Below are 21,778 nucleotides of genomic sequence, written 5' to 3'. Positions count from 1 at the left end.
ACTTGGCGGTTGATTTTGACCGGATGTTAGCGCTTTTCGATTTGGCTGTATTTCAATGGCTGGACAATCTATGTAGAACATCGGCCAAAATGGAGAATAGCGATGATCTGGCATCCGATCACCACACCATCAGGACTTCGTCCTCCACAGCCGATCACGGTGCGCGCGCAATCCATTCCGGCACGGCATTACTTTCCGGACCACTCACATACCTGGCACCAGCTGGTCTATGCGATCTCGGGAGTGCTGACCGTTAATACGCTGGCGGAGTCCTTCGTGATCACACCGGATCAGGCAGTGTGGCTGCCGACCGGGGTCGTGCACCGCGTCGGTTCGCTTCTTGGGGCCGTATTCCGAAGCCTGTGGATAGCGGATGAAGCCGGCGCAAACCTGCCGAAAATTCCGACGATCTTCATGATGTCACCTTTGCTACAGGCCTTGATCATCGAGGCCACGGACCTGGAGGGACAGACGGACCGGGATGGTTATCCAGGTCGCGTGACCGCCCTCATTCTGGATCAGCTTGTGCGGGTCCAAGCGCTGCCATCGGCTTTGCCGTGGCCACGTAACCCGCCGCTGACCGTGCTCTGTGAGGCACTCTACCTGGACCCAACGGATGACCGCAGCCCGGAGGAATGGGGGTTTGCGCTAAACATCTCGCCTCGCACACTGGCGCGCCGCTTCAACACGGAGCTGGGCATGAACCTGCGCTCATGGCGACGACGCCTTCGGCTATTCCGTTCAATAGAGCTCCTGGGGGGTGGTCTGGGCGTTACACAGGTCGCCATGGAGCTTGGTTACGGCTCGACATCAGCTTTCGTGTATGCGTTTCGCACCGAAATGGGCAGCAGTCCCCAAGCCTATATGCGCCGCCATGTCATAGACAGCGCAAGCCCTAGGACGGGCTTGGGCCTTCAGAAGGCGAAGGGCTGAACGATTGAGCCGAGTGTCGGCCCGCCGCACGGCACCTCGATCTGCGATCATGCCGGCGCATCAAAGGCACGGTTTTCGCAGGCTCCCGTCGAAACGCTCTGCCGGTTGCCGGGAACGGCCCAGCGCCGAGTTGCCGATGGCGCGGGTGAGCGCATTGGGATCGACGTGAACGCAGAGCGGCCTCTCTTCGTTTGCATCGGCTGGATCGTAGCAGGCGCTTTTTCGAAAGCTGGATCAAGCCGCGCCGAATGCCTTCCAATAGCGTGACGCGGGCGCGGCAGGCACCGATTTTGTTGAAGAACCTGATCTTGCCGTTCGAGAAAATGTCGCGCTCTGCCGCAATCTAATGATGCATCGTTGCCGCCCCGGAGCTTTCAGGCGACACTGAGGGGCCTGTTCCGCCATGCCGGACAGTTTTCGAATCATGTCCTAACGGGCGGGCCTAGCATCTCCCAATAGACGATACTCCTGCCATCAGTGCGCCGCACGCCACGCTCTTTTTCGATCGTCGAACTCGTCAGTGCGCCCGACACCAGAACGAGCGGCTGGGCTCCGGCCCATAGTCTTGTCCGTTCCGATTTCATGACCCCGATGAGCTCGGCGGTCTGCTTCCAGCGCACCGGTGCGCATTGCTCTTCCATTCTCTATGAACGCGCCGGCGTATTCTCGCGAATGCGGGGTCACCCTCCTCGGGCCCCTTTTTGCACCCCAAAAGGTCTTCTCCAAGTCCTGGGAACCTATGTCCTCTACCATCCAGAGCGCTGATAGGTTTCATCCAAACAATGTATTTTGCCAATCCGAGATAATGTCGCATGAAGCACTCACACGATACTGGAGGTGGCAACGGGGTTGGAGCGTGACTGGCGAATACCTAAAAACACTGAGACTCCGGGGATAGCCATTTTTTCGTACGGAATGAACTCAAACCCGAGGCTCTGGCTGCGCTTCGGGGCGGATCTAGCTGAACCCGGTTCGATGTTTATGCGGCGGCCGCATTCAGCGAAACCGTGGAAGGGAAGCGATGGTAGGTCACCAGCGTTCCGACACTTTCTTGGGCAGTACTGGAGTGGCGCCAATGATGAAAACAAAACCGGCTCAGCCATGCGACGGCGATACCCGAAAGGCAAACAGCCGGCGATGTTTTTCCCCCGAGGATAATCTCACCACAGGTGCGATCAATAATTCGAAAGGCGCAAGGGGATCATCCGAGGCCCTTGCCGGCTGTCCTAACCTTGCCCCACACGTCCGAGCAACATCGCTGGACTATAATCTGGACGCCTGGGCTGCCCAAAAGGGGCAAGGCGAAAATGAGGACCGACACGAGGCGGTGAAACGAATCAGCGCCTGGGTGGTTGCCGGCGATCTCAGTGCAGTGCTCGATCTGTCGTTCCTGCGGCTGAGTACCCTTCCCGCCGAGTTGCCGGCCGGACTCCAGCGGCTCAACGTCGACTGCAACCATTTGGCCCATCTGCCGGGCCATCTCCCGGCCGAACTTCAGGCGCTCAACGCCAGATACAACCGATTGAGCAGCCTGCCCGGCACCCTTCCGCCCGAACTTCAGATCCTCGAGGTCAGCTATAACCGGCTCATCAGCCTGCCGGATGTGCTCCCGGCAACGCTTCAGTGGCTCGGCGCCGGTGGAAATCAGTTGGCCAGCCTTCCAGACAATCTTCCGATCGCTCTCGAGACGATCAACGTCGACAGCAATCAACTGACTTACGTTCCCGCTGGCCTCCCGGGCGGGCTCCAGACCCTCAACGTCGACGGCAACCGGCTGACCAACCTTCCGGACAATCTCCCGAGCGGCCTTCAGACGCTCAACGCCAACGGCAACGAACTGACCAATCTTCCCCACAAGCTCCCGGCCGGACTGCAGACGCTCGGCGCCGCCGACAATCGGCTGGCCGGTCTGCCCAACGACCTGCCGTCCGGGCTCCGCAGGCTCAACGCCAGGTGCAACCTGCTGATCAGCCTGCCCGACAAACTGCTGGCGCAGCTAAGCTCTGGGTGCCTAGTTTTCCTGGAATCTAATCCACTTCCCAAGTGGGTACGAGCGAACGTGGCGGCAACCGTGCATGCAGCAGATTACGGGGGCCCGCTGGTCTGCCTCTAGCTGAACCGGAAAACGGTGGAAGTTGCGAGGAGCGGCGGACTGCGCGACGCACCCGAGGAAAGAGGCCGACAGAGCCGGCCGTCTGGGAGTATCAGGCGCCTACTCGACCAGTTGCTGGCGTACCCTGGCAACAAGTTTCTGGCACCGGGCCGAGGATCTGAGAGGCGACCGCGAGCCGCAAAATCGCGCTGGAGCCGGATATGCGAGCGGCCCGAACTTCCCGTGAGCGGCGTTAGGGTTACGGCTGGGAACTGAATTCGCGTTTTTCCACTTCTCCGCTCTGGGACTTAAAGCACTCTCATTCCGCTGCCGCCAAAGGCGCCGAACCAAGAGCCGAAGCTTCGTCCTGGACGCGTCCTCGGATCGTCATCGTTACATTGAAGGCCATGAGCACGGCGCCGGAAAGGTAGAGGGCACCGCCGACGGCGCGCATTACATAATAGGGGAACATCGCGGCGACCGTTTCCGCGAAGGAGTAGACGAGGAAGCCCTGGTCATCGTGTTCGCGCCACATCAACCCTTCTTGGATGCCGGCGACCCACATGGTTGCGGCATAGACGACGATGCCGAGGGTGGCGAGCCAGAAGTGCCAGTTGACCATGCGCAGGCTGTAGAGCCGCTGGCGGTTCCATAGCTTGGGCACGAGGTAGTAAATAGCGCCGAAAGTGATGAGGCCGTTCCAGCCGAGCGCTCCCGAATGCACGTGGCCAATCGTCCAGTCGGTATAGTGGCTGAGCGAATTTACCGTCTTGATCGACATCATCGGCCCTTCGAAGGTCGCCATTCCGTAAAATGCGACGGCCATGACCATCATGCGGACCACCGGATCGGTGCGGATCTTGTCCCAGGCGCCGGAGAGGGTCATCAGCCCGTTGATCATGCCGCCCCAGGAGGGCATCCAGAGCATAACGGAAAACACCATGCCGAGCGTCTGCGCCCAGTCGGGCAGCGCCGTGTAATGGAGGTGATGGGGACCGGCCCAGATATACATGAAGATCAGCGACCAGAAGTGAATGATCNATCATCGCCAGGAAGCCGGCGGTCAGGAAGAAGCCGACGGCGTTGTGGCCGTACCACCATTGCGTCAGCGCATCCTGCACGCCCGCAAAGGCCGAGTAGCTCTTGGATCCGAGGAAGGAGACCGGTACCGCCAGGTTGTTGACGACGTGCAGCATGGCGATCGTGACGATGAAGGCGAGATAGAACCAGTTCGCCACGTAGATGTGCGGCTCCTTGCGCACGAGGATCGTGCCCAGGAAGACGATGAGGTAGGCGACCCAGACGATCGTCAACCAGAGATCGACATACCATTCCGGTTCCGCATATTCGCGGCCCTGGGTAATTCCGAGGAGATAGCCGGTGGCCGCAAGCACGATGAAGAGCTGATAACCCCAGAACACGAACCAGCCGAGATCACCGCCGAAGAGCCGGGCCCGGGTGGTGCGCTGGACGACATAAAAGGAGGTCGCGATCAGCGCATTGCCGCCGAATGCGAAGATGACGGCCGAGGTGTGAAGGGGTCGCAGGCGTCCGAAGTTAAACCAGGGCTCCACATCGAGGTCAGGAAAGGCAAGCTGCAGCGCGACGACGACGCCGACGAGGAGGCCGATCAGACCCCAGAACACCGTAGCGACGACGCTGTATTTCACGACCTCGTCGAAATATTCCGTTCGAGGGATGGCACGCTTGGCGACCCGACGAAAATCGGTGCGGTGCATCAGTACTACCGTGCCGCCGAGCAGCACGAAGAACAATACCCACATATGCGCGCCGAAGAGGTGGTCCTGGGCAAAGCCGGCCCCGACCAGCGCCAGGAAGGCGCCGATGGCAAGCACGATCATCTCCATTGTGTATGTCATGGTTGGGATCTCCAACTTGCCCTGGCGCTGGCCACCGCGGGGTTCACACGCGATCTGCCGAAGTCGCGCGAGATTGTCAGAGCCGGGACTTGCACGCCTTGATTCAGATCAAGAATTCCCTTTGAGACACTCAGATCGGTCACACGGCACAAATCACGGGAAGTCCGAGTGGGCTTTGTTTTCGATCAAAGCGCCCTGCGGACGCATGCCTAGAATTCAGGACATTGCCAGACCGCGGGAAAGGATTTTCTCATGCAATCATCTCTTATTGCAAAGTACGGCGATGCGCGTCTGCCCCGCTACACGAGTTATCCCACGTCACCGCGCTTCTCACCCGCCGTGGACGCCAGCACTTACGGCGACTGGCTTGCCACCCTGCCGATGGATAAGCCGGCATCGCTCTACGTGCACATCCCATTTTGTCGATCGATGTGCTGGTACTGCGCCTGTCACACGACAATCACGCGGCAGGACCTGCCGATCCACAACTACCTACAAAAGCTGCGCAAGGAGATATCCCTCGTATCCGCAAGCACCAAGGCACGGCTCAACATCAACCATTTGCACTTTGGCGGGGGAACGCCAACGATCATGCCGCCGACGGAAATGCGGGAGCTGATCGGGCTTCTGCGTGAGTATTTCGATTTTGCCGATACTGTTCAAATCGCGTTGGAGATCGACCCGAGAACGCTAGAGGAGGAGATGGCGACGGTACTTGGAGAAGCGGGAGTCAGCCGGGCAAGCCTGGGGGTTCAGAGCTTCGATCCGGTGGTGCAGAAGGCTATTAACCGCACCCAGAGCGAAGAACAGACGATGGATGCGGTTTCCCGGCTGCGTCGGGCGGGCGTCGGCAGCATCAATTTCGATCTTATCTATGGCTTGCCGTATCAGACAGTGGAATCGTGCATTGAGACGACCAAGGCTGCAATCACGATGCGCCCCGATCGCTTTGCCGTTTTCGGCTATGGCCACGTGCCTTCTCTCAAGAGGCATCAGGGGCGGATCGACGAAAGCTCGCTCGCCAATTCGGAAGGTCGAGTTGCCCAGGCAGAGGCGATCGCGGAACACCTTGTTGCGGCCGGATACCACTGCATTGGATTAGACCATTTCGCCCGCCCCGGCGACAGTCTGGCAATTGCGCAGACAAACGGGCAACTGCACCGGAATTTTCAGGGCTATACAACGCGCGCCTGCGAGACGCTCATCGGCTTCGGTGCATCGGCGATTGGCTTCATGGCAGGCGGCTATGTTCAGAACGAGGTCCGCCCGAGTCAGTATGCGCGGCGAATCACCTCCGGGCGCTTTGCCACAGTCAAAGGCTACTGCTTGTCGGCCGAGGACCGTCTACGAGCAGATATTATCGACCGCCTGATGTGCGACTTTCAGGTCGACGTTCCGTCGATCGCCGCCGCACATGGGTTCGAGCCTGGCGCTCTTCTCGACGGGAATGATAGGCTCTCCATGCTCGAGAACGACGGAATTGTTGAAAACGTGGACGGAGTCATCCAGTTACGAGAAAAACGGCGATTCCTAATCCGCGCAATCGCTGCCGCTTTCGATGCCTACCTGGAGCCATCGGAGCGAAGCTGCAGCAAGGCTGCTTGAGGGTGTGTTCCCTCACTGACGAAGACCGGTACGGGTGACAATAGATAAATGGTTTTTACTGAGAGCGCAGGCAGGCGATGGACTCCTAAGGTGCGTTCGATCATCCGGAATATGGACGCGGCCCAATGTCAAAACGCTCTCAGCTGAAGCATGACTCTGAGGGTCACCTTCCGTGACAGGCAAGTTTTGAGCTACGCCGGGCGCCGCGGGGTCAAACATTGAACGTTGACGTCGTGCTGGCCGCAACAGTGCGGCTAGCAGGCGCCTACTACTGGATTTCGCGGGTGTTGCGGCTTTCCATCGTGAAAGGAACTCAACGTCAGAAAAGGGGTTAGAAATATGATCGTGCGAGCGGTCCCACATATTCGACTTTAAATCCATCCATGCGCGCCTTCTGTATAAAGGCGTTCGCTTCGGCAAGACCGGCCTCAAATACGTGCCCCTCTTGAGTGCTTCCAACGAAGTTGGTCTCGAACCAGCGGATTGCTCTAGGCGAGAGAAGGCTGATGCGCCATTTTTGCGCCTCCTTCCTTTGAATGCGGAAATCGGCGGCCGGAGAGCTCTGCTCGGGTAGCTCCAGGGTGTCCGGCTTGCCAGGTGTAAGACCTCCATCTGCGTGGGGCATAATTACGCTCCTCCTCTTGGTTGGCGCTCGGAGACAGGCCAGATACTTACCTTACCGAGAGTGGTCGGGGATGCGGCTAGCCCTGATCTCCCTTGCGGTATGTCACAAAATTGCTGTCGGTTGTGACAAAGCCTCCGGCTTTACAATAGCGACTGTATTGATCCCCATGCGTCATCGCCGGTCTTTGAGGGAGATCAATTTTTTCCGATAAATGCACGCTGTTGGCGAACATGGGTCGGGCCAACGGTTCCTGTCACTACCAGGGAAAGGTTTCAGATTGAAGACACGCTACATTATTGAGGAAAGCGTGCTCCGGTGCGCCGTCCTCGCGCCGGCAATCGATGCGAACGTATCTTGTAATCGTTCCCGCCACATACTCGGCTTTTTGAAGATCTTCATTCTAATGTCGCTTCGATAGAGGGAAGTGGGTGGCTCGCTCCGATCGCGGGCAAGTGTTCCCCCTAGGGTCTGGCGGTAGAGAATTTCGGCGGTGTATACGTCTGCATCCACCACCACTGCCCAGCCACACGATCACACCTTCGGGTCGCGGCGGCTGTGGCGGCACTCCCTGCTCATATGACATCGAATCGCTCAAGCATCCTCTTGAGCTGCAAGTTCTGTGCATAAAGCTGTTCAGCCAGCAGTCTCTTTAGCCGCTTGTTTTCTGCATCAAGGGCGGCCACGTCCCCCAGGGAGCTCGCGTCGTCAGCGTTCGTGGGTGGCCCGTTTTGGCGCTCGTTCGAATGCGTCGAACTAGGCGCAATCGCCCGGGCGGGTGTATGCCTGGCCCGCTTTCGAGTACGGCCCGTTGACGTTGCTTGGGGCCTCGACGCCGGCTGCGTCTCTTTTACAACAGGCTCCTCGGGCAGGCGCTCGGCCTCACGCTGCTGTTGTTCTTCACTGCCTGCGGCAAGGTCCAACGGCACCGCTTCTGCTGCAACGTCGATACCGCCCGAATGTTCGCTGGCAGAGCCAACATCGATCTGCTGAGATACCATATCCCCACTTGCGTCAGGCGTGACAGGTACTTCAGTCGAATTGAACAGGTGGGACGACTCCTCTTCTACTGCGCGGGTCAAAGCCTTGAGGTCTGTGTCCCCCCAAATGGAGTTTGTCCTCGCCTTGGCCTGTCGACGCCCCGACTTGAATTCAACGATGAAGCTCCGTTGTGGTACTTTCATATACCCTGAACCTTAAGCATCCTAAAAACCACTCCTTAGCCAGCGCCGGTGCTCCTGATTGCGGACGCATATATCTCCTCACCTAGCGCTTCAACTCACTAGCACGCGAGCCGCGGGAACATTCGCGTGACTGATCGCCCATCATGGACAATATCAGGCCGGCGGTTACGGGCCTGCGCGGGTCCTAGCTGGCTTAGTCTAGTCCGAGTCTTTTGCGCAGGTCGGCATTCTCCGCTCGCAACTTTTCCGCCAGAAGCTTGCGGAGCCGCTGGTTTTCCTCTTCCAGTCGAACGAAATCTGCCAACTCGTCGTCAACGGCCAGAACAGCCTTCTCGGGCTTTTGTTCAGCGGGCTTTGCCGTCCGTTTCCACTGATAGTAGGTCTGCTCCGATATGCCGGCGCTCTTGATGGCGTCTTTGAGTGTGCCTTTGCCTTCATTGACTTGCGTCTCGATCAGCTTGAGCTTCTCGGCTTTCTCTTGTTCGCCATACCTTCTGGACTTTGCGGCCGGCGCCTTCGATTCGGTGCGAGCTGGTTCGGCAGCCGCCTTCTGCCGTCTCGGCGACTTCTGCTTCTTACCCGTTGGTGTTTTCACCTCAGCATTCGTCTCTGCAACTGCAGAATTCAGTCCTGTGTTACTCTCGTCAGCCATCCTAAACCCTCCTTAGGCAACCACCTGTTTTGGTCTGAGTGAACTACAGAGTCAACAGACCGTCAAACTCCTAGTTTTTGCATACTTAATCTTGGGCTTGTGCCGTCAAGTGATGTCGCAAGAAGGACTTTCGCCTTCGCAATTGGAGCCTCGTGTCTCATCCTTATCGCGTCGACGCGAAATCACCTATACTGCGCGGGGATGGCCTTAGTACCACGCGCGGATCGGGAGCCGGCAACCCAAGCTGAAACGCATCGCCGCGTCTGTGCAATGGCGCTGCATGCGGTCAGCGGATTCTCGCCAACTCGGATGACAGTTTGTAAGCGACAAGGTCGGCTGCAACGCCTCGCAAAGGAAACCGGCATAACGTTAGAGTGACCCCGCAGCGGCATCGCAATCGTCGGGCTTTGGACCGCTCATCCAATTCATTTCGCCCCGGATGCAAGAGGCCCAGTGACTTGCGCAAAACCCGTGTGCGACCCGCAGCCTTACAAGGAAGGCGACGTGATACCCGCATTCGATCTCGCGAGAGTTGGCCCGTTCCAAGGCGAAGTTGGGATGATTATAGTGATCCGCCAAGAATCGACTTTTGGGACTGTGTTATCCCCCTCGGTTCGCTATACAGCATCCGTCCAGCAATCAGGAGAATTCATGGAAACCGTGGAAATCAGCAGCCGTAGCGAGTTTGCCCTGTGGGCGATCCAACGGGCGCAGGAAATTGTGACGACGGAGGGCGCAGCGTTTGTCATGGCCGCTCATGACATGAATGAGGAAGCGCTGACGGATACCGCAGTGATGCTTGGAAAGGCCATAAGTGACGCGTTGTTGGAGGTGTTCGATAGCCTGACAGCTGATACGTGATAGGTTCCGCTCTCCTTAGAAGTCGCGCCATGTCTTCGACGTCGGGTCGTTTCGCGTCGTCACTTCAAAGACGGCTGAAGCTTCATGACGGATTTCGGTTGCCTCACGCGACGCGCGAAGCATATCAAGCTGTGATGCCATTCCTCGGCGGGCTCCCGTGCTCCGAGTACACCAGGTGGGAGGAGCGTCGGACCCTGCAAATGCGAATGAATCGACAGCCCAAGACAAGTCAAAGACACCAAAGTCTGTTAAAAAAGGCATCCTAGGCCTGTCCCCGCCTTCCTTCCGACCGAAATACCTGCACGCTGAGCGAATCTGAGCGACTTGCAAAACAAAGGAGAAGACCGTTGAGCGAATGGAGTTCGGGCAATGAGGAACGGAGGCTCGAGCTGACGAGCCGTATTGTCGCCGCTTATCTGAGCCGCAATGTCGTTCCACCCGCGGATCTGCCTGATCTTATCGAGCAGACGTATTCCTCGCTGAGCAGCACATCTCAGTCAGACAAGGCCGACCTTGCCGTTGAAGAACGTCGCCCCGCCATTCCGATCAAGAAGTCGGTGACATCCGAATTCATCATTTGCCTTGAGGATGGCCAAAAGTTCAAATCGCTGAGGCGGCACCTGATGGCAAAGTACGGGCTCACACCTGAGGAATATCGTGCAAGGTGGGACCTTCCGGCTGACTACCCGATGGTTGCTCCAAACTATGCTGAACAACGCTCCGCGCTTGCGCGTGCAGCCGGCTTTGGCAAGAGACGGGAGGTACGCGAGTAGGACCTGCAGCTTCGACCGGCAAGACATCGGCCTGAGGTGTCGTTGAACTCTGCCTGAGACAGCTGTTGCACCCGTTGCGCAAGATGCAGGACTGCCTCTCCTGCATCGCGTCTCCGCAACCCTGGAGCTTGGCGGCATAGGCAAGCGCCTGAGCGTGATGACCGGATGAGTAGGCGACGACACCATTTAGCCGTGACAGACCGTCCAGCGCGGCGATGGCGTTGTAGGCCCCACGAAACTTGAATGCGCCGGCCCGCTGAAGGTTCTCGCCTTGAAGAAAACGGCCGCTCCGGTTCGCGCGTCCGCAGTTATGTCAATACGAGCGCGTGGTACGCAACGCCGTAAATGCGTACCTGCGCGGTAGGGCAGGCCCGAGACGTCGTAAGCGAACAAGGTCGTCGTGATATTCGATTGCAGAAGCATTCCCCGATGGTTACCGGGGAAGTTCTGCTGCCTATTATGCGATGAGCTTGCCGATGTCACCTCTGAAAGCGTGGCATTTTATGTTCGGTCGGGAGACCAGCGCACGTGCCTATATCGCGTCGAATCGAGGCACCCGATCCGTTAAATGGTGCGCGAGGGTGACTTGCTTCCACTGGCGACGGGTTCGGGCGGCCGTGTCGTGCTGCGTTTTCTGGTGAAGGCGGAGAACCTTAGAAACTATTCGGCGTCGAGGTTTCTACAGCTCGATTGGTGAGCGGGGCCCGGATACGGCCGGTATATCCGCACCTGTTTTTGGTCCGCGTCACGTGGTCATGGGGGCAATGACCCTCGCAGGCCCACGCACCCCGGTAGACGAAGGCCTCTCGCGGTTCGAACGCCCCCCTTTGCTTGAGGCGGCAGCGCGCGCTACCCGTGCGTTTGGCGATGAAGTGATCATTCGCTAACTGGTTATTGTTCAATCAGCAGCAAACCCAATCTACACTTAAGGTCCTCCAAAAGGGCCATAAGTAGCGTCGAAAACGCTCGACGGCCGCTTCTCGCGCGCGAAGCGGCTTGTCGGCGCATTGCGTCGGACTTCCGTCCCCACCCATATGAGACGATCGGCAGACCGGACCGCCTGCGCCGTTTGTCAGCTGTGTATCCCTCGCCTCGAAGGGATCTCAACCGGCGACTCCTTACATTGATGGGTTAAGTGCTTGATAAATTTGGCTTCGGGCATAACGCCAGGTTGCCGCTTCAACGTTCCTTGTTTTGGCGGTTGGCGATCAAATCGTCGACGACAGCAGGATCGGCCAGCGTTGACGTATCGCCCAATGCGCCGAAATCGTCCTCGGCGATCTTGCGCAGGATGCGGCGCATGATCTTGCCCGAGCGGGTCTTCGGCAGGCCGGGCGTGAACTGGATCTTGTCTGGCGAGGCGATCGGGCCGATTTCGGCACGGACGTGTTTCACCAGTTCCTGGCGAAGCGTATCCGTCCCCTCGTGGCCGGCCATCAGCGTCACGTAGCAATAGATGCCCTGGCCCTTGATCGAATGCGGAAAGCCGACGACCGCCGCTTCCGAAACAAGGCTGTGCGAGACAAGTGCGGATTCAACCTCCGCCGTGCCGAGCCGGTGGCCGGAAACGTTGAGCACGTCATCGACGCGGCCGGTGATCCAGTAATAGCCGTCTTCATCACGGCGGCAACCGTCGCCGGTGAAGTACTTGCCCTTGTAGGTGGAGAAATAGGTCTGGATGAAGCGCTCGTGGTCGCCGTAGACCGTGCGCATCTGGCCGGGCCAGCTGTCAGCAATGACGAGATTGCCGTCTGCGGCGCCTTCCAGCACCTTGCCTTCATTGTCGACCAACTGAGGCTTGACGCCGAAGAACGGGGTTGTCGCCGCGCCGGGTTTCAGGTCGGTGGCGCCCGGCAGCGGCGCGATCATGTGGCCGCCGGTCTCGGTCTGCCACCATGTATCGACGATCGGGCAGCGCGCGTCGCCAACCACGTTGTAATACCACTCCCAGGCCTCCGGATTGATCGGCTCGCCGACCGACCCCAGCAGCCTGAGCGACGAACGAGACGAGCGTTTGACGAAATCGTCGCCCGCACCCATCAGGGCGCGAATCGCCGTCGGGGCGGTGTAGAAGATGTCGACCTTGTGCTTGTCGATCACGTCCCAGAACCGGCCCTGGTCGGGGTAGTTCGGCACGCCCTCGAACATCAGCGTCGTGGCGCGGTTCGCAAGCGGACCGTAGACGATGTAGGAATGGCCGGTCACCCAGCCCACATCGGCCGTGCACCAGTAGATATCGCCGTCATGATAATCGAAGACGTATTGATGCGTCATCGAGACATAAACGAGATAGCCGCCAGTCGTGTGCAACACGCCCTTCGGCTTGCCTGTCGAGCCTGACGTATAGAGGATGAAGAGCGGGTCTTCCGCGTTCATCGGCTCGGGCGGGCAGTCGGCGGCGACCGTTCCGGCTTCGTCGTGATACCAGAAGTCGCGGCCCGACGCCCAGCCGACATCCGTGCCGGTGCGGCGGACGACCAGCACGCTCTTGACATGGACATGATGGCGCGCGGCGATGTCGATTGCCTTGTCGACATTGGCCTTCAGCGGCACGGATTTGCCGCCGCGCAGGCCCTCGTCGCAGGTGATGACGAAGGTCGATTCGCAATCGACGATGCGGCCGCCCAGCGCGTCCGGGCTAAAACCGCCGAAGACGACCGAATGCACGGCGCCGATGCGCGTGCAGGCGAGCATCGCATAAGCCGCTTCCGGAACCATCGGCATATAGATGGTGACGCGGTCGCCCTTCTTGACGCCATACTTCTTCAGCACGTTGGCGAAGCGGCAGACATGCTCGTGGAGCTCGCGATAAGTGATCTTCCTGTCGAGCGAGGGATCGTCGCCTTCCCAGATGATCGCGACCCGGTCGGCATGATTTTCCAGGTGCCGGTCGATGCAGTTATAGGAAACGTTGGTCTGGCCATCCTCGAACCACTTGATCGAAACCTTGCCGGTGAAGGAGGTATTCTTGACCTTGGTATAGGGCTTGAACCACTCGATGCGCTTGCCGTGCTTGCCCCAGAACTTGTCGGGATTCTCGACGCTCTCCTTATACCACTTCTCGTATTTCGCCTTGTCGATCAGGGCATGGCTCTCTGCGGATTGCAGCACCGGATAGGTTTCTGCCATGAGTTCCTCTCTTTGCACGCGTGTTATGCCGTCCGATAAAACGGATGTCGCTTAATGGACATGTTGTAGGAAGTCCTTGAGCCGCGGGTTCTCCGGATTATCCAGCAGCACCTTCGGGTCGCCATCAACGGAGATTTTGCCACCCTCCATAAAAATCAGTCGGGTGCCAACTTTTCGTGCGAATCCGATTTCATGGGTTACGACAACCATCGTCATGCCTTCCTCCGCCAGTGACTGCATCACGCGAAGGACTTCGTGCCGAAGTTCCGGATCAAGAGCTGAGGTCGGTTCATCAAACAGCATGATCTTTGGCTTGACGGCCAGTGCACGAGCAATGGCTACGCGCTGCTGTTGCCCGCCCGACAGTTCTGCTGGAAAATGATCAGCCCTCTCAAGAAGACCAACCTTTTTCAACAGGTCGCGGGCAAGTTCCTCAGCTTCGCGCCTCTGTAAACGTCTTACCCACCGGGGGCCACAGGCAACGTTCTGCAGCGCCGTCAATTGTGGAAAAAGATTGAATTGCTGGAACACCATTCCGGCTTCCTGCCTGATCAACCGTACCTTGTTCTTGCCGTCATGGACGCTGATCCCATCAACGATGAGGTCGCCGCCATTGATTCTCTCCAAGGAGTTTATGCACCTCAGGAGGGTTGATTTTCCTGATCCCGAGGGGCCAATGAGAACCACGACTTCACCCTTGTGGATTTCGAGGTCCACATTGGTCAGCACCTTTATGCTGCCGAACTCCTTGGTCACATTCTTAAACTGGACGATACTCATAGCACGCGCATCCTTTTTTCCGTGACCCGCAACAGAAATGACAGCACACCGGTCATGATGAGGTAGAGGACCGCCACGGCGCTCCAGATTTCGACCGCTCTGAAATTGGTCGCCATGATTTCCTGGCCCGCCCTCGTAAGCTCGGCCACACCGATCACGATAAAGAGTGACGTGTCTTTGATGCTGACGATGAACTGGTTCCCGAGCGGTGCTAGGACACGCCGTAATGCCAACGGGCCGACAACATTCGTGAGAACCTTCCAACCCGGCATGCCCAGCGCTAACCCGGCCTCCGACAGTCCCTTGTTGATCGAAAGCAGGGCGCTCCTGAAAATCTCGGCAATGTAAGCACCCGAATTAATGACAACGGCAATGACCGCAGCAAGGAAAGGATCGATCCGGATGTCGACCAGCAGCGGCAAGGCAAAATAGATGAACATCACCTGCACCAACATGGGCGTGCCACGGATCACCTCGACATATACGAATGCGATCGCGTTCAATATGATACCGCCATAGACGCGGCAGAGGCCCGCCAAGGCACCGACAGCTGATCCGCCGAAAAGGCCGATAAGTGCGATGACGATGGTAATCCGTGCGCCCGCCAGAAGTTCTGGCAACGCTGTCGCTACGACAGACCAATCAAGTTCCATTTCTCCCCCTATGAAGGGTCATGCGGAGCCTGCTCCGCATGACTTCTTCCTTGCTCCAGAAAATTGAGCGGCCTCTACAGCCGCTCGCCGTCAGTTGAACCACTTCTTGTAGATGGCGTCGTAGGTTCCGTTGGCCTTCAGCTTGGCGAGCGAAACATTCACCTTGTCGCGAAGTTCACTACCCTTGGGGAAGGTGATCCCGTATTCCTCGGACTGCTTCGCATCGCCGATGGCTTTGACCTTGCCCTGGCCATTGGTCTTGATGAAGTAGAGAATGTTCGGCTTGTCATGGAGTGCGGCGTCGGCCCTGCCGGTCACGACTTCCAAGAACATGTTGTCACCATTCGGGAACTGCCGAAGCTCCGTCTTCGGAAGGTTTTTCTTGGCATAGGCCTCGCTGGTCGTTCCCGTCTTGACGGCAAGAACCTTTCCTTCCAGGCCGGCCGGGCTGCTGACCTTGCTATCGGCCGGCACCATGAACGTCAGATCGCTGGTGTAATAACCGTCGGAAAAGTCAATGACATTTCCCCGTTCCTTGGTGATGGTGATGCCAGCAATCCCGACATCGACCTGCTTTGTCTGAAGCGCAGGCAGGATCCCGTTGAAGTCCATCGGCTGCAGCTTGTAGGTAATCCCGATATCCTTTGCGATGGCATCCCAAAGCTCGATATCGAAGCCAGTATATTTGTCGCCGTCCTTGAATTCGAACGGTACGAAGTCGGCGACGGTGGCGACGGTTACGTCCTCGGCAAACGCCGGAACCGACAACGACATCAACGAAACGAACGCGCCGGTGCATAGCGCAGTAATGAAGCCCTTCATTTCAAATCCTCCCATTCAGGTCAGGTTGGGTTGTCACGTGAGCACGCCCTCCAGAGTGCCCGGTATAAGAGGAGCGCCGACAAAACAGCCCTCCTCGCCGCAAGTGCATTGCGGCTGAGTTCGATAATCAGGAATGTCGGGTGGATCTGACCAACAGCCGTCCGGGACAGCCTAGTTCATCAGATATCACGCGTCCTCAACGCCGCACCAGGCCGCTGCAAACAAGGCGATCGTCTTGGTTACGTGCTTGAGGGATGCCAGGCTGACGCGCTCATCCACGGCATGGATGGCCTCGGCAACGGGTCCGTAGACAAGACTGGTCATGCCGCCATGTCGGGCAAAAACGGAAGCATCGAGATAGCAGGGCATCACGAACCTTTCGAGAGACCGGCCCTCGCCATCAGCCGTGCGATGGGCCATCGCAAGGCAGCTTTCGGCCTGCGAACCCGGCTCCAGTACGAATCCACCTTGCTTGACACCTACCCATTCGATCTCGGGACGCGGACATCCAGCGAGAAATGTATCCGTTTGAAACGCGTCCTCGACGAATTCCTCGAACTCCTTCGCGCGCGCCGAGACATCTTCATGAGGATAAAAACCAATTCGGCCTTCGAAGCGGCATTCGCTGGGCACTGATGCAAGCCATTCGCCCCCCGAGATCGTGCCGATGGTCAATGCGATCGGGTTGTCGACGGCATCGAACAACTCGCCTGCTTCCGAATGCTGGCTTCTCCATCGGCTTTCCAGAACACGAAGCTGTTCTATCGTCCGATAAGCTACATCGATCGCGCTTCTACCCCGCGCAACCTCGAAGGGATGCGCTGGCACGCCCTGTACCGTGATTGCGAATTTCATCACGCCGGTATTGGCCGCAACCAGCTTTTCATCCGTGGGTTCAGAGATCAGAACTGCATCGGCCTTGTAACCTGCGGCCAGCACCATTGCGGCACCGTTGCCGGTCACTTCCTCTTCTATCACGGACTGGATTTGCACCTGGCCTTTCAGCTTGAGTCCGGCTGCCTCCAATGCGTCCAAGGCAAACAGATTGGCACAGAGCCCAGCCTTCATATCACCGGCACCGCGACCATAGAGCCAGTCGCCTTCACGCTTGGCCGAATATGGCGGATACTTCCAACGCTGCTCGGGACCGGTTGGCACGACGTCGACATGGGCGTTCAGCGCCAGCGACCTGCCGCCTCCCCGCTCCGCCTCGCGCGTGCCAATAACAACACCCGTATCCCTAAGCTGGGTATTCATCGGCGAGAACGCCGGATCCACACCAATCAGCCTTTCATCAATAGCGAACCGGTCCACCTTGTAGCCACGTTCAGACAATGCATCGGCAACGATCCTCTGCACGCCCGCCTCGTTTCCCCGAAGAGAGGGCGACTGGACAATTTCCGTAAGGAAGGCCACTTGGCGTTCGAAACCCTCTTCCACGGCCTGCAGTATTTTATGCACTCGAGTCGAGCCCAACGCCTGCGCGGGAGAGGAGCCGTCCATGCCGGTAAGCGAAACCGCGTTTGCCTGCATTGTCACCAAGACCTCCCTCCAATCCGTTGAAGGCAAGAATAGCCTTGCGGTTTGCTGACCGTAAAGCGCACATATGCTAGCTAAACGCTTCTTTTTTTGATCAGTTTGCTATAGCATGAAACGCAAATTGCTGCATGAGGCTCGAAATGGATGATTTGGATAGGAAGCTTATCGCGCAGCTTCGGCTGGATGGGCGGATGCCAGTAGCGATCCTGGCGGCCAAGCTCGACGTGTCGAGAGGCACAATTCAAAAGAGGTTGGACAAGCTCATTAGCTCGAATGCCATCCGGGGGTTTACGGTCCGCACACGCGAGGAAATCGACGCGAATGTTTTGCGTGCGATGATGAATATCAAGACTTCGGGCAAAAAGCCTGCAGCCATCATAAAGGCGCTGAATGGATTGCCTGAGGTCGTCGCTCTCTACACGACAAATGGTGTATGGGATTATGTAGCAGAACTCCGCGCTGAAACGCTGGCGGATTTTGACCGGGTATTACGCGAAGTCCGAAGCATCGATGGAGTAGCGACTACCGAAACGAGCATATTGCTTGGTTCCGTTTGACGCGTTTTGAAACGAATACCTGATTTGCGATAACCAGTAAGAATCGAAAATGAAGGCGGGCTATTGCGGCGCCAGATATTCGGCAGGGGGACGACCTGCCCGTCGCCAAGCTCTGATGGTGCTCAAACGGGCACGCCTCTGATGCAGGGTTAACTCCCGATCGTCGTTTGCGGACGAACAAACATCACCCGCTGACCCGTGACCGAAAAGCTGTACGGCAACCCGGAAGAGTTTTCAGCCTTGGGCGCCAGATCGACGTGCTTTGGGCCGTACCGCCAAGACATTTCGAATTGAGAAGCTCGAATGGATACGCAGCACCCCGGGCAGGGTCGAGAGGATTTCCTTATGGATGCGCTCGAACTCGCCAGCACTGGCTACTTCCACGCGTAGCATGTAGTCCGATCCACCGGTCATCAGGTAGCATTCCCGTATTTCGGGATGCTTACGGACGGCGGCCTCGAACTTGTCGAGATAATCCTCCGTCTGCCGCTCAAGGGTAATGTTGATGATGACGGCGATCGTCGCATCCGCATTGACCGTATCGACCAACGCCGTGTAGCCGCGGATGACGCCCGCCTTTTCCATGATCTTGATGCGCCGCAGGCAGGCAGAGGGAGACAATCCCACCTCGCTTGCGAGTTTGGCATTGCTCGTGCGCGCGTCAACGCGCAGCAGCCTCAGGATATTGCGGTCGATATTGTCTAAAGCGGTCATGGCAGAATGTTCCAAACTATGAAATATTATGCGAGCCTGTTCTCGTTTTTGCTCGTTTCGAGCACAGATTCGCAGGCCTTGTCACCGATTATTTCATATTTTTCGCGCCGTCCAGGGAGTGAAAGATGAGCAGCACCTTTTCGCCACATCGTGTGAGCGCCAGCGCAGCAGTCGCGGGGGCAACGGGCTATCTCGCGATCGACCTTGCGGCGCTCGGTCGCAATTATCAGAAGCTCGCCGCGATGCTCGCCCCGGGGCGCGCCGCCGCGGTCGTCAAGGCCGACGCTTATGGCCTCGGAGCGGAGCGCGTCGCAAAGACTCTCTCCGAAAGAGGTTGCCGGCATTTTTTCGTGGCCCAGTTCGTCGAAGCGCAAAAGTTGCGCCCAACGCTCAGGAGCGATGCGCAGGTCTTCGTGCTGAACGGATTGCAGCCAGGCACCGAGATCGAGTGTGCCGAGGCGGGCATCATCCCTATTCTCAATTCGCTCGAGCAGTACCAGCGCTGGTCGGACGCTGCGGGCGAACTGAGGCGCACCCTCCCCGCGGTCCTTCAATTCGATACCGGCATGTCGCGGCTCGGCTTTCCGCCGCAAGAGCGCGCTGAGCTGGCGCAGGCTCTTGGTGAAAATAGCAATGTCGAAGTCCTTTTCATCATGAGTCATCTCGCCTCGGCAGACGAAGTGGATGACGTACAGAACGCTGAACAACTCGCCGAAATGTGCCGCATTGCCGACGAGTTCACCGGCTTCGACATTTCCTTCGCGAATTCCGGCGGTGTGTTTCTCGGCGGTGCCTATCATGGTGTGCTTGCCCGCCCCGGCATTGCCCTCTACGGCGGCGCTCCAACCTCGGGGGTGCCGAACCCGATGGAGCCGGTCGTCAGCCTCGATGTAGCGGTCGTCCAGACCCGGACGGTGCCGGCGGGGGCCAAGGTTGGTTATGGCGCAGCGCATGTCACCACGGGAGAAACACGGCTCGCGACCATCGCGGCCGCTATGCCGACGGCCTGCCGCGAGTCTTAAGCGGACGTGGCGCTGTCTATTATAAGGGGACTCGCCTGCCGATCGTGGGCCGCGTGTCGATGGATAGCATCACGGTCGATGCCTCCGCCCTGCCCGATGGCACGCTGACGCTTGGCAGCCTCGTTGAGGTCATTGGTCCGCACCAGACGCTCGAAGACATCGCCCGCGACGCCGGCACCATATCCTACGAAATCCTGACCAGTCTCGGTCACCGCTATGTCAGGCAGTATCGCTAAGAGCCTTGCTGGCTCCGTTATTGAGGAAATCATGAAAGTTGTAGTTCTTGGATCCGGCATCGTCGGCGTCACATCTGCTTATCAATTGGCGAAGGCCGGTCATGAGGTCACGGTCATCGATCGTCAGCCGGGTCCAGCGCTGGAGACAAGCTTTGCCAATGCCGGTCAGGTCTCCTTCGGCTATTGCTCGCCGTGGGCGGCACCCGGCATTCCCTTGAAAGCGTTGAAATGGCTGTTCATGGAGCATGCGCCGCTGATCCTGCGCCCGAAACTGGACGCAGCCATGCTGTCCTGGTTGCTCAGGATGCTGTCGAACTGCACCTCGGAACGCTATGCGATCAACAAGAGCCGGATGCTTCGGTTGGCGAATTACAGCCGCATTGCGCTTGCCGAGCTGCGTTCGGAGACCGGGCTCACCTATGACGAAGGCATGCAGGGCACGGTGCAGCTGTTCCGGACCCAGCAGCAACTCGATGCATCGACAAAGGACGTTAAGGCTCTCGCCGCCGACGGCGTGCCCTATGAGGTTCTCGACCGGGACGGCTGCGTTCGGGTCGAGCCGGCGCTGGCTCATGTCCGCGACAAGATCGTCGGCGGCCTGCTGACGCCGAAGGACGAAACAGGCGACTGCTTCAAGTTCACCAATGCGCTTACCGCCAGGGCAGAGGAAATTGGCGTGCGCTTCCTCTTCAATACGACGGTCAAGCGGCTCGATGTCGAAGGGAACCAGGTGCGCGGTGTCGTCATCGATCATGAGCGGGTCGCGGCGGACGCGGTCGTGGTAGCGTTCGGCAGCCATTCGCCAGTGTTCCTCCAGCGCTACGGCATCAAGCTGCCGGTCTATCCGGTCAAGGGCTATTCGCTGACCATCCCGATCACCGACGCCGCGCGCGCCCCGAAGTCGACCGTCATGGACGAAACCTACAAGATCGCGATCACCCGGCTTGGCGACCGCATCCGCGTCGGCGGCATGGCGGAGATCTCGGGCTACACCAATGATCTCGGCCAAGCGCGCCGCCGCACGCTGGAACATTCCGTCACCGATCTGTTCCCCGGCGGCGATGTTTCCAAGGCGAGCTTCTGGTCGGGGCTGAGACCGATGACCCCAGATGGCACGCCGGTGATCGGCCCAACGAAAATCGGCGGGCTCTATCTCAATACCGGCCATGGCACGCTCGGCTGGACGATGAGCACCGGCTCGGCCCGGGTGATCAGCGATCTCGTCAGCGACCGCAAGCCGGAGATCGACGCGACCGAATTGGCGGTTGCCCGCTACGCCTGAGGCTATCCTGACAATTTCATCCAAGGAGGACTGATTTGATCACCGCTATTTCCACCGCCGATGCGCCGGGCGCCGTTGGCCCCTACTCCCAAGCCATCAAGGTCGGCAATCTCCTGTTCGTCTCCGGGCAGCTGCCCATCGATCCCGCGACCGGCGAATTCAACTCTGCCAATGCCGTCGAGCAGGCCGAACAGTGCCTCAGGAACATGGCCGCCATTGCAAGGGAGGCGGGCACGAAGCTTTCGAACACGGTCAAGACCACGGTGCTCTTGACCGACCTTGGCGATTTCGCCGAGGTCAATCGCGTCTATGCCGAGTTCTTCTCGAAACCGTTCCCGGCCCGCGCCTGCTACGAGGTCAAGGCCTTGCCGAAGGGAGCCAAGGTCGAGATCGAAGCTGTCATCGCGGTCGACTGATCCGCCGCAGGTCAGCTATCACGCTC

General features: G+C 58.5%; 17 protein-coding genes and 4 pseudogenes. 9 read left to right on the top strand and 12 right to left on the bottom strand.

Going from position 1 to position 21,778, the window contains the following annotated elements; all coding sequences use genetic code 11:
* Window positions 1-102: 102 nt before the first annotated feature.
* Together ATC00_RS15955 and ATC00_RS15945 are read left to right on the top strand one after the other, a co-directional pair.
* The gene (locus ATC00_RS15955) at window positions 103-933 is read left to right on the top strand and encodes an AraC family transcriptional regulator (RefSeq protein ID WP_064253536.1); all 831 of its coding nucleotides are present in this window, start codon (window positions 103-105) and stop codon (window positions 931-933) included.
* A gap of 1,075 nt (window positions 934-2,008) precedes the next feature.
* Window positions 2,009-3,046, top strand: coding sequence for a leucine-rich repeat domain-containing protein (locus ATC00_RS15945; protein WP_167578735.1), 1,038 nt, complete (start codon window positions 2,009-2,011; stop codon window positions 3,044-3,046).
* A gap of 298 nt (window positions 3,047-3,344) precedes the next feature.
* Here the strand turns inward: ATC00_RS15945 and ATC00_RS33500 are convergent.
* A pseudogene (locus ATC00_RS33500) lies at window positions 3,345-4,065 on the bottom strand (cbb3-type cytochrome c oxidase subunit I); the annotation flags it as partial.
* Between the two features lies 1 nt (window position 4,066).
* Window positions 4,067-4,905: pseudogene (locus ATC00_RS33495) on the bottom strand (cbb3-type cytochrome c oxidase subunit I); the annotation flags it as partial.
* A gap of 252 nt (window positions 4,906-5,157) precedes the next feature.
* Here ATC00_RS33495 and hemN point away from each other — a divergent pair.
* Window positions 5,158-6,510 (top strand): oxygen-independent coproporphyrinogen III oxidase, encoded by a 1,353-nt coding sequence (hemN, locus tag ATC00_RS15935; protein WP_064253534.1) that lies wholly within the window; start codon window positions 5,158-5,160, stop codon window positions 6,508-6,510.
* Between the two features lie 331 nt (window positions 6,511-6,841).
* On the opposite strand, the gene ATC00_RS15930 is transcribed toward hemN, so the two are convergent.
* From ATC00_RS15930 to ATC00_RS15920, 3 genes are all read right to left on the bottom strand, one after another.
* Window positions 6,842-7,135, bottom strand: a complete 294-nt coding sequence (locus ATC00_RS15930) for a hypothetical protein (protein WP_037381353.1) — start codon at window positions 7,133-7,135, stop codon at window positions 6,842-6,844.
* Window positions 7,136-7,707: 572 nt separating this feature from the next.
* Window positions 7,708-8,316, bottom strand: a complete 609-nt coding sequence (locus tag ATC00_RS15925; protein WP_064253533.1) for a hypothetical protein — start codon at window positions 8,314-8,316, stop codon at window positions 7,708-7,710.
* A gap of 193 nt (window positions 8,317-8,509) precedes the next feature.
* Window positions 8,510-8,968: a transposase gene (locus ATC00_RS15920; RefSeq protein ID WP_037381347.1), complete on the bottom strand. Its 459-nt coding sequence runs from the start codon at window positions 8,966-8,968 to the stop codon at window positions 8,510-8,512.
* Window positions 8,969-9,619: 651 nt separating this feature from the next.
* Between ATC00_RS15920 and ATC00_RS15915 the strand changes: the two genes are divergently transcribed.
* A complete protein-coding gene (locus tag ATC00_RS15915) occupies window positions 9,620-9,829 on the top strand; it encodes a hypothetical protein (RefSeq protein WP_037381343.1) in 210 nt (69 codons plus the stop codon).
* Window positions 9,830-10,176: 347 nt separating this feature from the next.
* Window positions 10,177-10,602, top strand: coding sequence for a Ros/MucR family transcriptional regulator (locus tag ATC00_RS15910; protein ID WP_064253532.1), 426 nt, complete (start codon window positions 10,177-10,179; stop codon window positions 10,600-10,602).
* Window positions 10,603-10,723: 121 nt separating this feature from the next.
* On the opposite strand, the pseudogene ATC00_RS31180 reads toward ATC00_RS15910, so the two are convergent.
* The 6 genes and pseudogenes from ATC00_RS31180 to ATC00_RS15885 form a co-directional block, all read right to left on the bottom strand.
* Window positions 10,724-10,949, bottom strand: a pseudogene (locus ATC00_RS31180) (pyridoxal-phosphate dependent enzyme); the annotation flags it as partial.
* An 832-nt stretch (window positions 10,950-11,781) separates the two neighbouring features.
* The gene (acs, locus tag ATC00_RS15905; protein WP_064253531.1) at window positions 11,782-13,731 is read right to left on the bottom strand and encodes an acetate--CoA ligase; all 1,950 of its coding nucleotides are present in this window, start codon (window positions 13,729-13,731) and stop codon (window positions 11,782-11,784) included.
* A 51-nt stretch (window positions 13,732-13,782) separates the two neighbouring features.
* Window positions 13,783-14,511, bottom strand: a complete 729-nt coding sequence (gene glnQ / locus ATC00_RS15900) for a glutamine ABC transporter ATP-binding protein GlnQ (RefSeq protein ID WP_064253530.1) — start codon at window positions 14,509-14,511, stop codon at window positions 13,783-13,785.
* Window positions 14,508-15,164: a glutamine ABC transporter permease GlnP gene (gene glnP, locus ATC00_RS15895; RefSeq protein ID WP_037381332.1), complete on the bottom strand. Its 657-nt coding sequence runs from the start codon at window positions 15,162-15,164 to the stop codon at window positions 14,508-14,510. The genes glnQ and glnP overlap by 4 nt, the downstream gene beginning before the upstream one ends.
* A gap of 90 nt (window positions 15,165-15,254) precedes the next feature.
* Window positions 15,255-15,986: a glutamine ABC transporter substrate-binding protein GlnH gene (glnH, locus tag ATC00_RS15890; protein ID WP_064253529.1), complete on the bottom strand. Its 732-nt coding sequence runs from the start codon at window positions 15,984-15,986 to the stop codon at window positions 15,255-15,257.
* A 186-nt stretch (window positions 15,987-16,172) separates the two neighbouring features.
* Window positions 16,173-17,519 carry an ArgE/DapE family deacylase gene (locus ATC00_RS15885; RefSeq protein ID WP_082912368.1) on the bottom strand — a complete coding sequence of 449 codons (1,347 nt, stop codon included), beginning with the start codon at window positions 17,517-17,519 and terminating at the stop codon, window positions 16,173-16,175.
* A 146-nt stretch (window positions 17,520-17,665) separates the two neighbouring features.
* On the opposite strand from ATC00_RS15885, the gene ATC00_RS15880 reads away from it, so the two are divergent.
* Window positions 17,666-18,082 carry an Lrp/AsnC family transcriptional regulator gene (locus tag ATC00_RS15880; protein ID WP_234782321.1) on the top strand — a complete coding sequence of 139 codons (417 nt, stop codon included), beginning with the start codon at window positions 17,666-17,668 and terminating at the stop codon, window positions 18,080-18,082.
* 234 nt (window positions 18,083-18,316) lie between these two features.
* On the opposite strand, the gene ATC00_RS15875 is transcribed toward ATC00_RS15880, so the two are convergent.
* Window positions 18,317-18,796 carry an Lrp/AsnC family transcriptional regulator gene (locus ATC00_RS15875; RefSeq protein ID WP_064253528.1) on the bottom strand — a complete coding sequence of 160 codons (480 nt, stop codon included), beginning with the start codon at window positions 18,794-18,796 and terminating at the stop codon, window positions 18,317-18,319.
* Between the two features lie 125 nt (window positions 18,797-18,921).
* Between ATC00_RS15875 and alr the strand changes: the two are divergent.
* The 3 genes and pseudogenes from alr (at window position 18,922) to ATC00_RS15860 (ending at window position 21,752) form a co-directional block, all read left to right on the top strand.
* Window positions 18,922-20,054 (top strand): annotated as a pseudogene (gene alr, locus ATC00_RS15870) (alanine racemase).
* Window positions 20,055-20,085: 31 nt separating this feature from the next.
* Window positions 20,086-21,336, top strand: coding sequence for a D-amino acid dehydrogenase (locus ATC00_RS15865; protein ID WP_037381322.1), 1,251 nt, complete (start codon window positions 20,086-20,088; stop codon window positions 21,334-21,336).
* Window positions 21,337-21,371: 35 nt separating this feature from the next.
* Entirely contained in the window at window positions 21,372-21,752 is a 381-nt protein-coding gene (locus ATC00_RS15860) for a RidA family protein (protein WP_037381320.1), read from the top strand.
* Window positions 21,753-21,778: the final 26 nt, after the last annotated feature.

It is taken from the genome of Sinorhizobium americanum (assembly GCF_001651855.1).
Lineage (GTDB): Bacteria > Pseudomonadota > Alphaproteobacteria > Rhizobiales > Rhizobiaceae > Sinorhizobium > Sinorhizobium americanum.
The sequence above is the reverse complement of the archived record's forward strand: the minus strand, read 5'-3'. Positions and strand labels throughout refer to the sequence as shown.